Here is a 14,711-nt window from a genome sequence, read left to right as displayed (position 1 = left end):
CCCCGGTTGGGACGGATCGAACGGTTCTGTGTCTCTCAGGCCGCCCTGGGCGTTTCCACGGGCTTCCGCCGCCTCGTCTTGATGACGGGGCGGCGGATGTTCTCTGTGTACCGCAGGATGCGCGGCCTCCGGAGGGTCCTGGCCAGCCATTCGCCGAGTGTGACGCCCGCCGCAAGTGCGCAGCCGATACCGAAGGCGGCGAGCAGTGAGCTCAGTCCGATCACTACCTCGTTGTTGAGCAGCGCATACAGCCCTCGATACAGCGAGAGGCCTGGTAGCAGTGGGGTGATGCCCGCCACGGCGACCACCAGAGGCGGTGTGAGGGCTCGTCGAGCCATCAGACCACCCGCAAAACCGACCACAGTCGCCGCGAGTGCGGAGCCGATGATGGGCCCCACTCCGAACTGGTGCGCCACCATGTAGACCAGCGACCCGGCCGCACCGCCCATCCAGGCCGCCGTCAGCGCACGCTGCTCGGCGTAGCAGGCAAGCGCGTAGAACATCGATGCGAACGCGCCCGACATGACCAGCACGGGCAGCTGGGTGAGCTCGTTGATCTCCACGTTGACCGGCGGAAGTGTGGACCCGAACAACCCGGTGACCCGCAGCGAGATGGCCACACCGGCGATGATGCCGCCGGTCATCATGACCACTTCGAAGAATCGGGCCGCCGCGGTGATGGGTGCGCCCGTGATGGCGTCCTGCACGGAGCCGACCAGTGACAATCCGGACAACAGCACCACCACGCCGGCCGCAATGATCTGCGACGGTCGAACTTCGACACCCAGCTGATCCTGGAACGTATAGAGCGTGGCGGCCGGGGTAGCGGCCACGAGACCGCCCGCCACCTGCTGGAAGAAGAACGGCAGCCCCACCCGGTTGAGGACGCGGTTGACCCGGTAGATCACCATCGTCGTGAGGAAGGCGACCGATGCCACCAGCACCCCACCACCCATCAACACGGAGATGGATGCGGCCATCGACGACCACGCCAACGTCGCGATCCACCGGTTGTAGGGGTGCGGCGCCGTGGTGACAGCGGTCAGTGCCTCGTGGGCCTCGCTCGGAGTGACGGCCTCGCGGCGAATACGCCGAGTGAGACGATCGACCGCGGCGAGGCGGGTGAAGTCCATGGAGCGGTAGTGCACGATCCGCATCGTGCTCGCGGGAGGAAGGGTGGGCCCGCGGTAGGCGGAGAGGACGATCGAGTTGTAGGTGACGTCCACGTCGCACTGCGCGAGGCCGTAGGTCGCCGCGATGAACTGCACCTGTTCGGCGGTGTCCATTGCGCCCGTCCCCGAGGCGAGCAGAACTTCACCGACCCGGACGGCGAGGTCGAGAACCTCGGCAACCACCGCGTCGTCGGTGAGGTCGATCGGCTGGAGTGGTGTCGGCGCCGCCGTCACCGTGTCGACGGTGGCCCGGCGGTCGCCGGTCAAACGCTGGAGCGTGTCTGTGAGCTTTGCCATACCCTCTGTGAGCTTCGCCATACTACGTGTCTGAGACACGATCCTTCTCGGTCAAATCGGTTGCTTTCAACGCTGCATCGAGTGTCTCGTGGCGGAAAGTGGAGATGACCTGATCGTGGACTACTCGGAACGCGGACGCCACAATACTCGTCTCCTCGGGTGCGGTCGCCCACGTGGCCTGCTGTTCGACGACGATGACGCCGTCGTAGTAATACATTCGCTTCGGGATCAGCGTGATGTTCGCGGTCGACGCCCATTCCCGCAGCGGCGTCAGGCCCTGGGTCGCACCCTTCGGTCCACCCATCTCGATGTCGTCACTCGACAGCGACAGCAACGTGTCGATGTCGCCGGAGTTGAGGGCGTCGTGCCAAGCAAGGACAGTGGCGATCTCCGAGGTACTCATGGCATCAACGCTATCCAATATGGCCGGAGGACGACGGCGTTCTCCTTATGGATATGATGGGCGCGCGTGTCCGCCTCCTTAGCTCAGTGGTAGAGCACTCGCCTTGTAAGCGAGCGGTCGTCAGTTCAATCCTGACAGGAGGCTCAAATACCGATCCTCGTGCCGAGTGTGGCACGAGGATCGGGGCCCCTATGGAATGAACGTGTCCCTCAGCAGGGCGGCGGGGTCGGCGCTTTCCCCGGAGTCCGCCGTCGACCCACGGTCGGGGCGGCTTGCGGTGTCGGTGAGGTCCTCACGCCGGCCACGTGCTCGGGCTCGTCCCCTGACCTTGTCGAGAAAACTGACCATCGGCACTCCTTTCATGTTGACGACACATGCGTCATTCGAGCTTGGCTCGCAGATCCTTCAGTGTCTTGGCCAGCAGTCGCGAGATCTGCATCTGCGATACGCCCACCCGCGCGGCGATCTGTGACTGCGTCATGTTCCCGAAAAAGCGCAGCACGAGCACGGTGCGCTCGAGGTCGGGCAGCGCGTCCAGCAGCGGTTGGACGGTCACGTGATTTTCAACGCGGGACAACGCCGGATCGATATCACCGAGCGTCTCCGACAGCGGCCTTTCGTCGTCGGTGAGCGGGTAGTCGACCGAGAGGGTGCTGTAGGCGTTGGCTACGCGCAGTCCCTCCAAAACCTCGCTCTTGTCGATGTCGAGCGCCTTCGCCAGTTCGCTTGCGGTAGGCGCCCGACCGAGCGTGGTGGTCAGTTGTTTGGTGGCTCCCGTGAGGGCGAGGTGAAGCTCCTGCATACTGCGCGGCACGCGCATGGCCCACCCGGTATCCCGGAAGTGGCGGCGCACCTCGCCGGTGATGGTCGGGACCGCGAAGGACACGAAGTTCGCTCCGTAGCTTGCGTCGAATCGGTCGACGGCCTTGACGAGACCGAGACGCGCCACCTGGATCAGGTCGTCCAGCGGTTCTCCACGTTCGTGGAATCGGCGGGCGATGTGTTCGGCCAGCGGGAGGCATCGTTCGATCAGCCTCTCGCGCAGCACTTCCCGGCGTGGATCAGAGGCGTCGAGCTGAGCGATGGCTTCGCATTGTGCGGGTACGTCACGGTACTGATCGCGAGCGCGGTGGGTGCTGTCCGGTGTACGCGCCGGGCGAGGATTCGGCGGGACATCGACGGAGAGCTGTGTCCGGGGCAGCTGCCGGCACGTCGTAGAGGAGATCGGGGTGGTGCGGCGGAGCTCGCGGGGTGCTTCGGCGAGCGGGATGGACATGGTCATGTACTCAGCCCTTCTCTGACCGGCCGGTATCAGCGGGAGCGCTGATGGTGTCGGCAAAAGTCTTCGTTGTGGTGAAGCGGCGGTGCGGCCCTAATCCACGAGTGCCGGGGCGTTGTCGACGTCCCGGGCCGCAAACATGGCCTCGATGCGTGCCTTGATCTCCTCCGTGCTCATCGCGCTCGCGCTCCGCCCGGTGGCGAATCGAGTGGGGGCGGAAACCGATGAAGCAGTGGGCATGATCATGGCGTCCTGTCGTGTGGTCTGCATTGTTCTCATTCTCGAGCGGATTGGTGGGTAGCAGCGAAGAGGCCGACGACCCCGAGGAGGGCTGTGCTGACCAACGCAGCAAGGGGAATCGAACCGGTCGCCGCGGCCGTGAACCCGGCAATGACCGACACTCCGATTACGCACTGGACGGCGACGGAGACGATCACGGACGGTCGCGCTATCACCCTGGTCTCTCTTTCGACGGCAATGCGAGTTGCTTCGAGTCGGGTCAGGTCGGAAGCGAATCGAGGACGGCGAGGGTGCTGAGGGCGAGCGTCGCGAGGAGGCCACTGACGATTGCTCCTCCGCTGCCCGCTCGAAGGACCAGGACCTCTCCGTCGTCGGGGGTCGCGTTCGCATGTCGGCTGGCCATCGTTTTCTCCTTTCCTCGCGCCCGGCAGTCTGTCGTGCGATGCCCGCTCGATGTCTGACCGAGAACTTATCTGCGTTGGTGAAGATAGATTTTGTTGTACAGCCCCGGAACTAGAAGTTCAAGCGAGCCGATCAAGAATTTTGTTCGTCGAGCGCCGCGGTATCTGCCAGAGGAGGCCTTGTCGGAGGGAGGGGGGCACGGTTGAATAGCGCGTTTACCTGCGGTTTATCGGCGGGATTGGGCGGTGCGGAACGTGCGTCCAGCGCAGGCATGGGTCGCCCGAAAAGTGGGATCCGACCTAGCGGTTGTGGCGGGAGTGCGCGTCGTCAAGTTGTGTGGCATCGCGATCGTGACGAAGATTGTCGATGGGCTCCTCCGCCGAGGGGTCCACCTCGACCGAATTTGTACCCCCCGCGTCACATTGTGTCTGTCGATCCTTGATAGGATTGGTATTCCCTGAGAAGAAGGGAGATCCGGTGACGTCCTCTCAGATGCCACCTCGTTCGAAGCGAGGTGTCTACGGGATCTCGGTGACGTCGGAGCTGACGGGCATCGGGCCCCAGACTCTGCGGTTGTACGAACGGCGCGGATTGATCACGCCCACTCGTACCGGTGGCGGCACGCGCCGGTACAGCGAAGACGACATTGCGCGCCTCGACAAGATCACCGAACTCGTCGCCGACGGAGTCAATCTGATCGGTATCCGCCAGATTCTCGAGCTGGAAGCGCAGAACGCGCTGTTGGCGGCGCGAAACGCCGAATTGGAACAGGCAGTCGAATCTCAGAAGTCGCCCCACGCGGGGGTGTGAACACGCGTCACCCGCACGGCAGCTGCCCGCGGGTGAATTCTCGTCACGTCAGCTTGCGGTCTGATCGTCGTTCGTCGGGTTGAATTCGTCGAACGAGGCATCCGCAGCTTGCCACTTGCCGCTGGCACGAATGTCCGCGAACGCGATGTCGAAAGCGTCGACCAGCCACGAATGCTCCGCGACCGTCAGCAGCTTGTCGGCGGTGCCGTCGGCCGTGCCCTGGTGGAGGCTCACCTTCCACAGAGCGGCGGCGTCGGTCTGGTCGACCAATCCGTCGGTGCCGTTCGATGCCAGCAGGTAGCGGTTGTACTCGAAATCGACGCGAATTGCGTAGCCTGCGCCGGTGTTGACGACGTTTGCCGGGCGCTGAGTTGCCGCAGCGAGCGCGGTGAGTGCGTCGCGGTAACGTTCGGCGTGTTCCTGAGTGCGGGGCACCGTTCTCTCGTCTCTGGCGCAGAGGCCGTGACACTCCCGGTCACGACACCTTCACGAACCTCTGCTTCCAGGCAAAGGTTCGTGTCGGTTCGCACCAAAGATTACGGCACTGGTTTCCCGGCCTGTCGCAGCCGGTCGGTCGTTTGCCGACCCGTCGAGCGCGGGGAAGCTTCCTCGTAGGGTCCTGTCCCGTCAGTCGAGGAAGAGATCGAGCTGGGGAGCGTCTCCGCCGCCGTAGCGGGACAGGTCCGAGACGCCCGACTCCGCGAGCACGTCCGCATCGATGTAGCAGTGTCCGCTGGTCTCCTTCGCCGGCCGGGACACAATCTCGACTGCTGCGTCGGCCATGATCTCCGGACTGCGCGACGAGGAGAGCAAGGATGTGCCGTCTTCCATGTTCGCGACCGCGGAGGTGGCGATGTAGGTCTGCGGCCACAGGCAGTTCGCTGCGATCCCGGCGTCGGCATACTCGGCCGCCCAGCCGAGCGACAGCAAGCTCATCCCGTACTTCGACAACGTGTACGACGGGTGGGCGCCGAGCCAACGCGGGTTCAGGTTCACCGGAGGCGAGATGGTGAGCACATGCGGGTTGGGGGAGCTCCGAAGATAGGGAAGGCAGGCGCGGGTGAGCAGGAACGTCCCGCGGCAATTGATGTCCTGCATGAGGTCGTACTTCTTGGCTGTCAGTTCCTCGGTTCCCTCGAGCGCGATGGCACTGGCGTTGTTCACGCAGATGTCGATGCCACCGAACCGCTCCACCGCGGTGTCGGCGGCGCGCTGCACATCCTCCTCGCGGCGGACGTCACCGACCACGGCGACTGCTTTGCCGCCGACGGCCTCGATATCCGCGACGGCGGTGTGGACCGTCCCTTGAAGGCGCGGGTGCGGCTCCGCCGTCTTGGCCAGCACAACCACATTTGCCCCCTGCTTGGCCGCGGCGATCGCGATCGCCAGTCCGATCCCGCGGCTACCGCCGGAAACGATCATGGTCCGGTCACTGAGTGCGTTCTGCTGGCTGGACATCGTTCTCCCTGTTCCGACACTGTCGATCATTGCGTTCTCGACGATGATATTGGCATTCTCATTTTCTGCAAGTACTGTATCCATCGTGAACGACTTCGCTGAAACCTCTTCGGGCATCCCGCTGGAGCCGGTCTACGGGCCGACCGACAGGCGCGCAGAGCCGCCCGCCCCGGGCGCCTTTCCCTTCACCCGCGGCAACTTCGCCTCCGGCTACCGGGGCCGGTTGTGGACGTTCCGCCAGTACTCCGGATTCGGCACCGCGGAAGAGTCCAACCAGCGCTATCGGTACCTGCTCGAACAGGGCGGCACCGGATTGTCGGTGGCACTGGACCTGCCCACCCAATGCGGCTACGACTCCGACGACCCCGAGGTCACCGAGGAAGTCGGCCGGGTCGGGGTCGCGGTCGACACCCTCGCCGACGCCGAAGTCCTCTTCGCCGACATCCCGCTGGACAAGATCAGCACCAGCTTCACCATCAACGGGACGGCGGCGATACTGCTGGCGTTCTATGTGGCCGCGGCCGAGCGGGCAGGCGTGCCGCGGGCGAAGCTCACCGGGACGATCCAGAACGACATCCTCAAGGAGTACGCCTCCCGGGGCACGTGGATCTGGCCGCCGGAGCCGTCGCTACGGCTGATTGCCGACACCATCGAATTCTGCGCGGCCGAGGTGCCGAGGTTCAACGCTATTTCGGTCGCCGGCGCGCACTTTCGCGACGCCGGAGCTACCGCGGTGCAGGAAATGGCCTTCACGCTCGCAGACGGAGTCACCTACTGCGACACGGTGGTCGAACGTGGGCGAATGACGATCGACGAGTTCGCTCCTCAGATCTCGTTCTTCTTCTATACGCACGGGGACTTCTTCGAAGAGATCGCCAAGTACCGGGCAGGCCGTCGTCGATGGGCCACGATCGTGCGGGAGCGCTACGGTGCGGTGACGGACAAGGCGTCGATGTTCCGGTTCGGTTGTGTTGCCGGCGGCGCGTCCCTCTACGCACCCCAGGCACAGAACAATCTGGTGCGAGTGGCGTACGAGTCGATGGCTTCGGTTCTCGGGGGAGTGCAGTCGATGTTCACCGCGGCGTGGGACGAGCCGTTCGCCCTGCCCAGTGAGGAGTCGGCGACCCTGGCGCTTCGCACCCAGCAGGTTCTGGCCTACGAGACCGGAGTGACGCGTGTCGCGGATCCGCTCGGCGGCTCCTACTTCGTCGAAGCGCTGACCGACGCCACCGAGGCCCGCCTGATCGAGATCATGGACGATCTCGATCAGCACGGCGGCATGGTTCGTGCCATCGAGGACGGGTACCTGCAAGGCCTCATCGCCGACGAGGCGTACAAGCTGCACAAGGACGTCGAATCGGGGGAACGCCCGGTGGTCGGGGTCAACCGGTTCGTCTCGCCGGAGCCGCCGCCCGAGATCTCCACGTACGAGCTGAATGCCGAAGGGCGCGAGCTGCAGCTCAAACGGCTGGCGAAAGTGAAATCCGAACGTGATCCCGAGGCGGTCAATGCCTGCCTCACCGCTCTGTCCCGCGCCGCGGAAGGAACCGAAAACCTCATGCATCCGTTGATCGATTGCGCCAACGCCTACTGCACCGTCGGCGAGATGGTATCCGCGCTCAAAGCAGTCTGGGGCGAATTTCAGCAGCCGGTGGTGTTCTGATGAGCGCCCGCATACTCGTAGCGAAGCCCGGACTGGACGGTCACGATCGAGGCGCCAAGATCGTCGCCCGCGCACTCCGCGACGCCGGTTTCGAGGTGATCTACACCGGTATCCGCAAGCGGGTCGAGGACATCGTGTCGATTGCCCTCCAGGAGGATGTTGCCGTCGTCGGTCTGAGCATTCTCTCCGGCGCCCATGTGGCGCTGACCACGCGAACGGTCGATGCGCTGCGCGCTGCGGACGCCGGTGACATCGCTGTGGTGGTCGGCGGCACGATTCCCCAGGAGGACGTTCCGCGCCTGCTGTCCGCGGGAGCGGCAGCCGTCTTCCCCACCAGCACCCCCCTGGAGGATCTGGTCACCGGAGTGCGCGCACTCACCGGCACTCCCACTCCCTCTTGACCTTTCGTCATACAAGGCGAAAGGCGATTACACCGCGTCGACCACCCGGTCACGCGTGCGAGAACAATTTTCGGACCTGGAGGAACAGTGCGTATCGGAGTGATGATCGGGCCCGAGCGAGGGGACTCCGCGCGGAAGGTCGCCCGAATGCTGGACGACGTGGAGTGGGCGGAGAGCGCAGGGTTGGACTCCGTCTGGGTTCCGCAGGTCCCCACGGACTTCGACGCGCTGATCGCCGTGGCGTTGATGGGAACGAGGACGTCCCGCATCGAAATCGGCACCGCGGTGGTACCCCTGCAGGCGCAACACCCCGTCGCACTGGCGCGACAGGCGCTCTCGGCGCATGCCGCCACCGGAGGACGTTTGGCGCTGGGAGTCGGCCCCTCACACCACTGGATCGTTCAGGACATGCTCGGTCTCCCCTATGAGAAGCCGGCCGCGTTCACCCGCGATTACCTGGACGTACTGGACGCCGCACTGCTCGCACCCGGCCCGGTCGAGATCGAGAACAACACCTTCACCGTGCACAACCCGCTCGAGATCGGACCGGTGGCCCCGATGCCGGTCCTGGTGGCCGCCCTGGGCCCGGTGATGCTGACGATCGCAGGCGAGCGAACCGACGGGACCATCCTCTGGATGGCCGACGAGCGGGCGGTCGCCGACCATGTCGTCCCGCGAATTACCAAGGCTGCCGACAATGTGGGGCGTCCGGCTCCACGCATCATCGCGGGTGTCCCGGTCTGTCTTTGCCGGCCTTCGGAAGTCGACACCGCGCGTGAGCGCGCCAACCGGATCCTCGGGGAAGCGGAGATCTCACCCAACTATCAGCGGCTGCTGGGATACGGCGACGCCGAGGACATCGGTGATCTGTGCGTCGCCGGAGACGAGGACGCCATCCTTGCGGGCTTCCGCCGATACGCCGACGCGGGGGTCACCGACCTGTCGATGCGGCTGCTGCCGATCGGCGACAACCGGGACGAGCTGATCGCTTCGAAGCGTCGTACCCGGGACGTCGTCGCGGAACTCGTCAAGGAGCTGCGGTGACTGCGGGGCCACTCGAGGGCATCCGGATCCTCGAGGTCGGCCATATCCTCGCGGGTCCGTACGCCACCATGATGCTCGCCGACCTCGGCGCAGAGGTCACCAAGATTGAACCGCCGAGCGGTGACCTCTCGCGGCAGGTGAGCGACGCCTACTTCGCCAGCCTGAACCGGGGTAAGCGCAGTATCTGCGTAGACCTGACGACCACCGAGGGACAGGCCCGTCTCGGAGAACTTGCGGCCGAATCCCATGCCCTGCTGGTCAACCTGAAGCCGTCCGCCATTCACCGGTACGGCCTGACCTACGACGCTCTGCGTCGATGGAACGACAAAATAGTCTGTGTCGCGCTCACCGGTTACGGTCTCGACGAGGGAGACGACCCAGCTTTCGACTACGTGATTCAGGCTGTCACGGGTGTCGCCGCACTCACCGGTGACCCGGCGGGGCCGCCGACGCTGCCCGGGTACTCCGCGGCCGACAACTCGACCGGACTTGCAGCCGCACTCGGATTGCTGGCCCAGATCATCTCCGGACGCGGCGGTCAAGTGGAGGTGTCGTTGCGCGACGTCATGCTGTCGCAACTCAACTACCGCGCGTCGGCGTATCTCAACGAAGGCACCGAGCCGCGGCGTATGCCGTTCGGTGCCCATCCGTACTACGTGCCGGCGCAGTTGTTTCCGACTGCGGAGGGCCATCTCGCCCTGTTCATCACACATGACGGTTTTTGGCGGAAGTTCGCTGCGGAGGCGGGGATCGAAGGATTTCCGACGATGGCCGAGCGCGCGGAACGTCGTGACGAGGTCCTCGCGGTTGTGACCGCGGCTCTGGCGGCCGACTCCGCGACGGGCTGGGAGTTTCGGCTGCGACCGTTGGGAGTGCCTGCGGCAGCGGTGCGTTCATTGCCCGACGCACTCGCAGCCACACCGGAGATGATCGCCACTGCCGGTGACTTCCGGTTGGTCGGAAGTCCCATCCGCGTGGCCGGCTTCGACCCGAATTACGGGCCGCCGCCGCGCCTCGGCGAGCACGGCGGCCTGCCGGTTCACTCGTAGCGGACCTTGATCGACCCGGTGTCGGGCACTGCTTGGCAGGTGAGGACGTAGCCTTCGGCCACCTCGTCGTCGCTCAGCGCGTCGTTCACCCGCATGGTCGCGCTGCCCTCGGTCACGGTGGCGATGCAGGTGGCGCAGTTGCCCGATTCGCAGGAGAACGGTGGTGTGAGCCCGGCGCGCCGGGCACTTTCCAGGAGGGTCTCGTTCGCTTTTCTGGGCACCGACACCTTTTTCCGTCCCAGAACGATCGAGACGGTTCCCTCGACCTCGGAATCGGGTGCGTCGGCCGATGGCACCGTCGGGGCCACTGCACCGAACCGCTCACTGAAGATCCTGCCCGGCCCTGGCAATGCCGACTCCACCAGAGCCATGAAGGGCTCGGGCCCGCACAAGTAGGAGTCGGCCTCTCCTTCGGCGCCGACGAAGTGGCGCACGGCTGCCGCGTCGAGAAATCCGCCCCGGTCGTCGAGGTGCCGTACGAACGAGAACCGGTCGGGATAGCGCTCGGTGAGTTCGTTCAGTACGGCGTCGAACATCACCGATGCGTGGTCTCGGTCGGCGCACAGCAGCCGGACATGCCGGTCCGTGGTCGCCAGCGCGCTCTTCGCCAGTGACAGGATCGGGGTGATCCCGCTGCCACCGCTGAACCCGAGCAACGGCGCCGAGGTCGGACGCAGGCAGAAGGTTCCCGCGGGCCGTGTCAGTTCGACCGCGTCACCCTCGGCGACGTTGTCGTGCAGCCAGTTCGACACCTTGCCGCCGGGGACCCGTTTGACCGTCGTCATCAGCTCGCCATCGGTCTCCGGTGCGCTCGACATGGAGTAGGAGCGGAACAGTTCGGTTCCGTCCACGTCGACCCGGAATGTGCAGAACTGCCCGGCCCGATAGGAGAACGGACCGTCGTGCGGTGCGAGCACGAACGTGCGTGCGTCCGAGCTCTCCTTGACGATTCGCGTCACGGTCGCGCGCTGGAACAAGGGTGGTCTCGACATGCCCGTCGCCTCCTGATATTGAGATTCTAACTGTGAGAGAATATCATTCTCTCTGACGAGATAGGACTTCTCAATGGTGAATTCCCACACGAGAGACGGGGCAGGCATCGGATACCGGGCCCCCGACGAGGAAGAAGAAGCGACCGAGCCGACCGTGCTCGTGTTCGAGGCGCGCGAATACAGCCTCAGTGAACTCGACGCTCTGGCCGACGGGTTGGCTGCCGAGATGGCCGGTCGCGGCGTGAAGGCAGGTGACCGTGTCGCTCTGATGTCGTCGAACCGGCCGGAATTCGTCGTGGCCGTTCGAGCGATCTGGCGGCTCGGCGCCGCCGTCGTGCTGATCAGCCCGGCGTACAAGCATGACGAAGTCGCGCACGCGCTGGCGCTCACGAATCCGACGCTCGCGGTCGGGGACAGTCCGGTACTGGCCGAACTTCTGCCGATGCTGAGCCTCGACGATCCGGTCGACCCCGCGCAATGCTCCTTTCCGCCACCCGATCCGGCTGCCGAGGCCGTGCTCGTGTTCAGTTCGGGCACCACCGGGATGCCGAAAGCCGTGCGGCACACGCACGCGTCTTTCGGTGCCGCCGTGGGGCAGTGGTGTGACGCGCTGCAACTGTCGTCGACGGACAGGATGCAGGTGCTTACTCCGCCCTCACACATCCTGGGCGTCCTCAACATCATGACCGCACTCGAGGTCGGCGCATGGGTGCGGCTGCACCGTCGGTTCGACGTGGACCGGATGCTGCGGCACATCGAGACCGATCGGATCACGGTGGAGATGGCCGTCGCGCCGATTGCGCTGGCCATCGCCCAGCATCCGGACCTCGAATCGTTCGACCTGTCGTCGCTGCGCTACATCATGTGGGGCGCCACTCCGGTCACGCCGAGCGTCGCCGAGACCGTCACCCGGCGCGCCGGGGTCGGCTGGGTACCCGCGTACGGCGCCAGCGAGTTGCCGGTGATCGCCTGCAACCCGATCGAAGGGGCCCGTCTGGACAGTGTCGGACGCCCCGTTGCGGGCGTCAGCATCCGGGTGGTGTCGCTCGGGACCGGTGAGCCGCTGGGGGTGGGAGAACCCGGCGAGATTCAGGCTCGAGCGAATTCGCTGATGGCAGGTTACCTGCCCGAGGAGACGAATGCCGAGGCGTTCGTGGACGGGTGGTACCGGACCGGGGACGTCGGTTACCTCGACGAGGACGGCTGGCTTCGGCTCACCGACCGGTCGAAAGAGATGATCAAGGTCAAGGGGTTTCAGGTTGCGCCCGCCGAGATCGAGGCGGTGCTGCACGGGCACCCCGGCGTGGTGGACTGTGCGGTGTTCGGGGTCCCTGACCCGGTCAGCGGGGAAGCAGTGATCGCCGCGGTCGCACGGACCGGCACGACCGAAGCCGAAGAACTCATCACCCTCGTGGGAGACCGGTTGGCGTCCTACAAGAGGCCCAGCCGGGTGGTCTTCGTATCCGACATCCCTCGCCTGCCTTCCGGCAAGGTGTTGCGCCGAGAACTCAAGGAGCGCTATGGACGTACGTCTGACAAGTGAACAGCAACAATTGCGCGATGCCGCAGCCAAATTGGCCGACGATCTGGGGCCGGGGTCGGTCCAGGACCTGGCCGACGACACTCGGCTCGCACGGTTGGAGAAGGCGGTGGCCACAACAGGGTGGCGATCGCTGCGATCCGACGGGGCGTCGGGTGTGGAAGTCGCCATCGTCGCCGAGGAATTCGGTCGGGGCCTGGTCGATATTCCCTTCCTCGGACCCGTCCTCGCCGATGATCTACACCGGCACGTCTCCGACGATCAGCAGACATGGGCGGTGGCCCTCGACGGGGAAGCGACCGACGCGCGAGGACTGGAGCGCGCGCTTGTTCTGAGCGGAAACCGGATCTCGGCCGGTCGAGTGGGAGCCGTCGTTCCGGGAGCGGACCTGACCAGAGGATTCGCGGACATACTCGAGCCGTTCGAACCCCTCGGCGAACTGTCCACCGAGCACGTCGAGCGCTGGCATGCTCTCGCCGTCCTCGTCACCTCCGCCGACCTGGTCGGGACGTCACGCGGAGCCCAGGCGCTCGCCGTCGATTACGCGAAGATGCGCGAACAGTACGGCAACACGATCGGTTCCTATCAAGCCGTGGCGCATCTGCTCGCGGAGAGCCAGGCGCTGATCGAGGGTTCGGTGAGCGTGCTCCGCCATGCAGCCTGGGCGCTCGACCAGCTGCCTCCCGGCGAGGCGCAGCAGGCTGCGCGAGTCGCGAAGATCTACTGCGCGCGCGCTGCCCGAACCGTGTGCGAGACGGCGATTCAGGTACACGGCGGCATCGGCAACACCTGGGAATGCCTTGCACACGTCTACCTTCGGCGGGCACTGACGTCGACCGAACTGTTCCCCGTACGCCTGGAGGAGATGCACCGTGGACTTTCGTGACTCGCCGGAAGAAGCCGCGTTCCGGGACCGACTGCGGTCCTGGCTGGCGGACACGGCCAAGACGTTCCCGACTTCGGGTGACGAGTACTGGGAACGGCAGCCCGAATGGCACCGAGCGCTCTACGGCGCCGGATTCTTCGGGTTGTCATGGCCCGCAGAATATGGTGGTCAGGAGCTACCGCCCGTCTACGACGTCATCCTGGACGAAGAATTGGCCATCGCGGGCGCACCCGCCCGGCCGAGCCTCGGGTACCTGGTGATCGGACTCGGCAGGCATGGCAGCGAGAAACTCCGCCGCACTTTCCTGCCCGGAATGATCGACGGGACCGAGCGCTGGTGTCAGGGATTCAGTGAGCCGGGCGCCGGATCGGATCTCGCAGCACTCACTACCACTGCCACCCGCGACGGCGACAACTACGTCATTCACGGACACAAGATCTGGACGAGCTATTCGGATGTGGCCGACTGGTGTCTCCTGCTTGCCCGTACGGAACCTGACAAGCCCCGTCACCGCGGCTTGTCGGCGTTCATCGTCCCGATGAAGCAACCGGGAATCGAGCAGCGACCGCTGCAGATGATGAGTGGCGTCACCAAAGAGTTCGGTCAGGTTCTCTTCGACGGGGCAACGGTGCCTGCGGAGAACATGGTCGGTGCGCCGGGGGAAGGGTGGGCGCTGGCGATGACGGTGGTCGGGCACGAACGAGAGCCCTCCACGCTCGGTTTCGCCGCGAGGTACGACAAGCTCGTACGCGATCTCGTCGCCCGGTCGGAAGGGAGCCCCTCTGCGGAATTGGCTTGGGCTGCAGTACAGACGGAGATGCTGCGCCTGCATGTCCGTCGCAGGCTGTCCGAACAGCTCGACGGTGTGTCGCACGGTTCGGAGGGGTCGCTCGACAAGCTGCTCATGACCTGGGTCGAACAATCGGTCGGGCACGCTGCGTTGTCCGAGGCCGGCACTCGCGACACCGACATGCTGGGCGCCTACCTGTACAGCCGCGCACAGAGCGTCATGGGTGGAACGTCACAGATTCAGAAGAACATCATCGCCTCGCGAATTCTTGGATTGGGAGTCTGA

Annotated in this window: 18 protein-coding genes and 1 tRNA gene; 9 read left to right on the top strand and 10 right to left on the bottom strand. The window is 65.2% G+C overall.

All coding sequences use genetic code 11. The features are described 5' to 3' along the window. Positions 1-35 precede the first annotated feature (35 nt). Together HYG77_RS10820 and HYG77_RS10815 are read right to left on the bottom strand one after the other, a co-directional pair. Positions 36-1,469, bottom strand: a complete 1,434-nt coding sequence (locus tag HYG77_RS10820) for a threonine/serine exporter family protein (RefSeq protein WP_208963350.1) — start codon at positions 1,467-1,469, stop codon at positions 36-38. A gap of 22 nt (positions 1,470-1,491) precedes the next feature. Continuing rightward, on the bottom strand, positions 1,492-1,872 hold the full coding sequence (locus HYG77_RS10815) for a nuclear transport factor 2 family protein (RefSeq protein ID WP_109326936.1): 381 nt from the start codon (positions 1,870-1,872) through the stop codon (positions 1,492-1,494). Between the two features lie 72 nt (positions 1,873-1,944). Here HYG77_RS10815 and HYG77_RS10810 point away from each other — a divergent pair. Next, positions 1,945-2,016, top strand: a tRNA-Thr gene (locus tag HYG77_RS10810). A gap of 45 nt (positions 2,017-2,061) precedes the next feature. On the opposite strand, the gene HYG77_RS10805 is transcribed toward HYG77_RS10810, so the two are convergent. From HYG77_RS10805 to HYG77_RS10785, 5 genes are all read right to left on the bottom strand, one after another. Further along, a complete protein-coding gene (locus HYG77_RS10805; RefSeq protein ID WP_208962644.1) occupies positions 2,062-2,220 on the bottom strand; it encodes a hypothetical protein in 159 nt (52 codons plus the stop codon). Between the two features lie 31 nt (positions 2,221-2,251). Further along, positions 2,252-3,154 (bottom strand): SigB/SigF/SigG family RNA polymerase sigma factor, encoded by a 903-nt coding sequence (locus HYG77_RS10800; RefSeq protein WP_244461284.1) that lies wholly within the window; start codon positions 3,152-3,154, stop codon positions 2,252-2,254. Between the two features lie 90 nt (positions 3,155-3,244). Further along, positions 3,245-3,421: a hypothetical protein gene (locus HYG77_RS10795; RefSeq protein ID WP_162603143.1), complete on the bottom strand. Its 177-nt coding sequence runs from the start codon at positions 3,419-3,421 to the stop codon at positions 3,245-3,247. Between the two features lie 5 nt (positions 3,422-3,426). After that, on the bottom strand, positions 3,427-3,606 hold the full coding sequence (locus tag HYG77_RS10790; protein ID WP_208962643.1) for a hypothetical protein: 180 nt from the start codon (positions 3,604-3,606) through the stop codon (positions 3,427-3,429). Positions 3,607-3,650: 44 nt separating this feature from the next. Further along, the gene (locus HYG77_RS10785) at positions 3,651-3,794 is read right to left on the bottom strand and encodes a hypothetical protein (protein WP_204164875.1); all 144 of its coding nucleotides are present in this window, start codon (positions 3,792-3,794) and stop codon (positions 3,651-3,653) included. 491 nt (positions 3,795-4,285) lie between these two features. Between HYG77_RS10785 and HYG77_RS10780 the strand changes: the two genes are divergently transcribed. Continuing rightward, entirely contained in the window at positions 4,286-4,603 is a 318-nt protein-coding gene (locus HYG77_RS10780; RefSeq protein WP_109326940.1) for a helix-turn-helix transcriptional regulator, read from the top strand. 48 nt (positions 4,604-4,651) lie between these two features. Here the strand turns inward: HYG77_RS10780 and HYG77_RS10775 are convergent, their stop codons facing one another. Both HYG77_RS10775 and HYG77_RS10770 read right to left on the bottom strand, forming a co-directional pair. Then, positions 4,652-5,038, bottom strand: a complete 387-nt coding sequence (locus HYG77_RS10775) for a hypothetical protein (protein WP_208962642.1) — start codon at positions 5,036-5,038, stop codon at positions 4,652-4,654. A gap of 192 nt (positions 5,039-5,230) precedes the next feature. Next, positions 5,231-6,061, bottom strand: a complete 831-nt coding sequence (locus HYG77_RS10770) for an NAD(P)-dependent oxidoreductase (RefSeq protein WP_109334867.1) — start codon at positions 6,059-6,061, stop codon at positions 5,231-5,233. 85 nt (positions 6,062-6,146) lie between these two features. Here HYG77_RS10770 and HYG77_RS10765 point away from each other — a divergent pair, with 85 nt between their 5' ends. The 4 genes from HYG77_RS10765 to HYG77_RS10750 all read left to right on the top strand — a co-directional run bounded on the left by HYG77_RS10765 (position 6,147) and on the right by HYG77_RS10750 (position 10,218). Then, a complete protein-coding gene (locus tag HYG77_RS10765) occupies positions 6,147-7,724 on the top strand; it encodes a methylmalonyl-CoA mutase family protein (protein ID WP_109326950.1) in 1,578 nt (525 codons plus the stop codon). Then, positions 7,724-8,125 carry a cobalamin B12-binding domain-containing protein gene (locus tag HYG77_RS10760; protein WP_109326953.1) on the top strand — a complete coding sequence of 134 codons (402 nt, stop codon included), beginning with the start codon at positions 7,724-7,726 and terminating at the stop codon, positions 8,123-8,125. The genes HYG77_RS10765 and HYG77_RS10760 overlap by 1 nt, the downstream gene beginning before the upstream one ends. A gap of 87 nt (positions 8,126-8,212) precedes the next feature. Continuing rightward, a complete protein-coding gene (locus tag HYG77_RS10755; protein WP_109326957.1) occupies positions 8,213-9,169 on the top strand; it encodes an LLM class F420-dependent oxidoreductase in 957 nt (318 codons plus the stop codon). Beyond that, complete coding sequence (locus HYG77_RS10750; RefSeq protein ID WP_109326958.1) at positions 9,166-10,218, top strand: CoA transferase; 1,053 nt, start codon at positions 9,166-9,168, stop codon at positions 10,216-10,218. Before HYG77_RS10755 ends, HYG77_RS10750 begins: the two co-directional genes overlap by 4 nt. Here the strand turns inward: HYG77_RS10750 and HYG77_RS10745 are convergent. Then, a complete protein-coding gene (locus HYG77_RS10745) occupies positions 10,209-11,210 on the bottom strand; it encodes a ferredoxin--NADP reductase (protein WP_109326959.1) in 1,002 nt (333 codons plus the stop codon). The genes HYG77_RS10750 and HYG77_RS10745 overlap by 10 nt on opposite strands. 73 nt (positions 11,211-11,283) lie before the next feature. Here HYG77_RS10745 and HYG77_RS10740 point away from each other — a divergent pair, with 73 nt between their 5' ends. Genes HYG77_RS10740 through HYG77_RS10730 form a run of 3 tightly spaced genes read left to right on the top strand, consistent with a single transcriptional unit; the run spans position 11,284 to position 14,711 of the window. Then, positions 11,284-12,753, top strand: coding sequence for an AMP-binding protein (locus HYG77_RS10740; RefSeq protein ID WP_208962641.1), 1,470 nt, complete (start codon positions 11,284-11,286; stop codon positions 12,751-12,753). Beyond that, a complete protein-coding gene (locus HYG77_RS10735; protein ID WP_208962640.1) occupies positions 12,731-13,636 on the top strand; it encodes an acyl-CoA dehydrogenase family protein in 906 nt (301 codons plus the stop codon). Before HYG77_RS10740 ends, HYG77_RS10735 begins: the two co-directional genes overlap by 23 nt. Further along, positions 13,623-14,711, top strand: a complete 1,089-nt coding sequence (locus HYG77_RS10730) for an acyl-CoA dehydrogenase family protein (protein WP_159919346.1) — start codon at positions 13,623-13,625, stop codon at positions 14,709-14,711. Before HYG77_RS10735 ends, HYG77_RS10730 begins: the two co-directional genes overlap by 14 nt.

Origin of the sequence: Rhodococcus sp. ZPP, assembly GCF_017656075.1 — a bacterium.
GTDB lineage: Bacteria > Actinomycetota > Actinomycetes > Mycobacteriales > Mycobacteriaceae > Rhodococcus_F > Rhodococcus_F oxybenzonivorans.
This window is presented reverse-complemented; position numbering and strand designations above follow the sequence as displayed.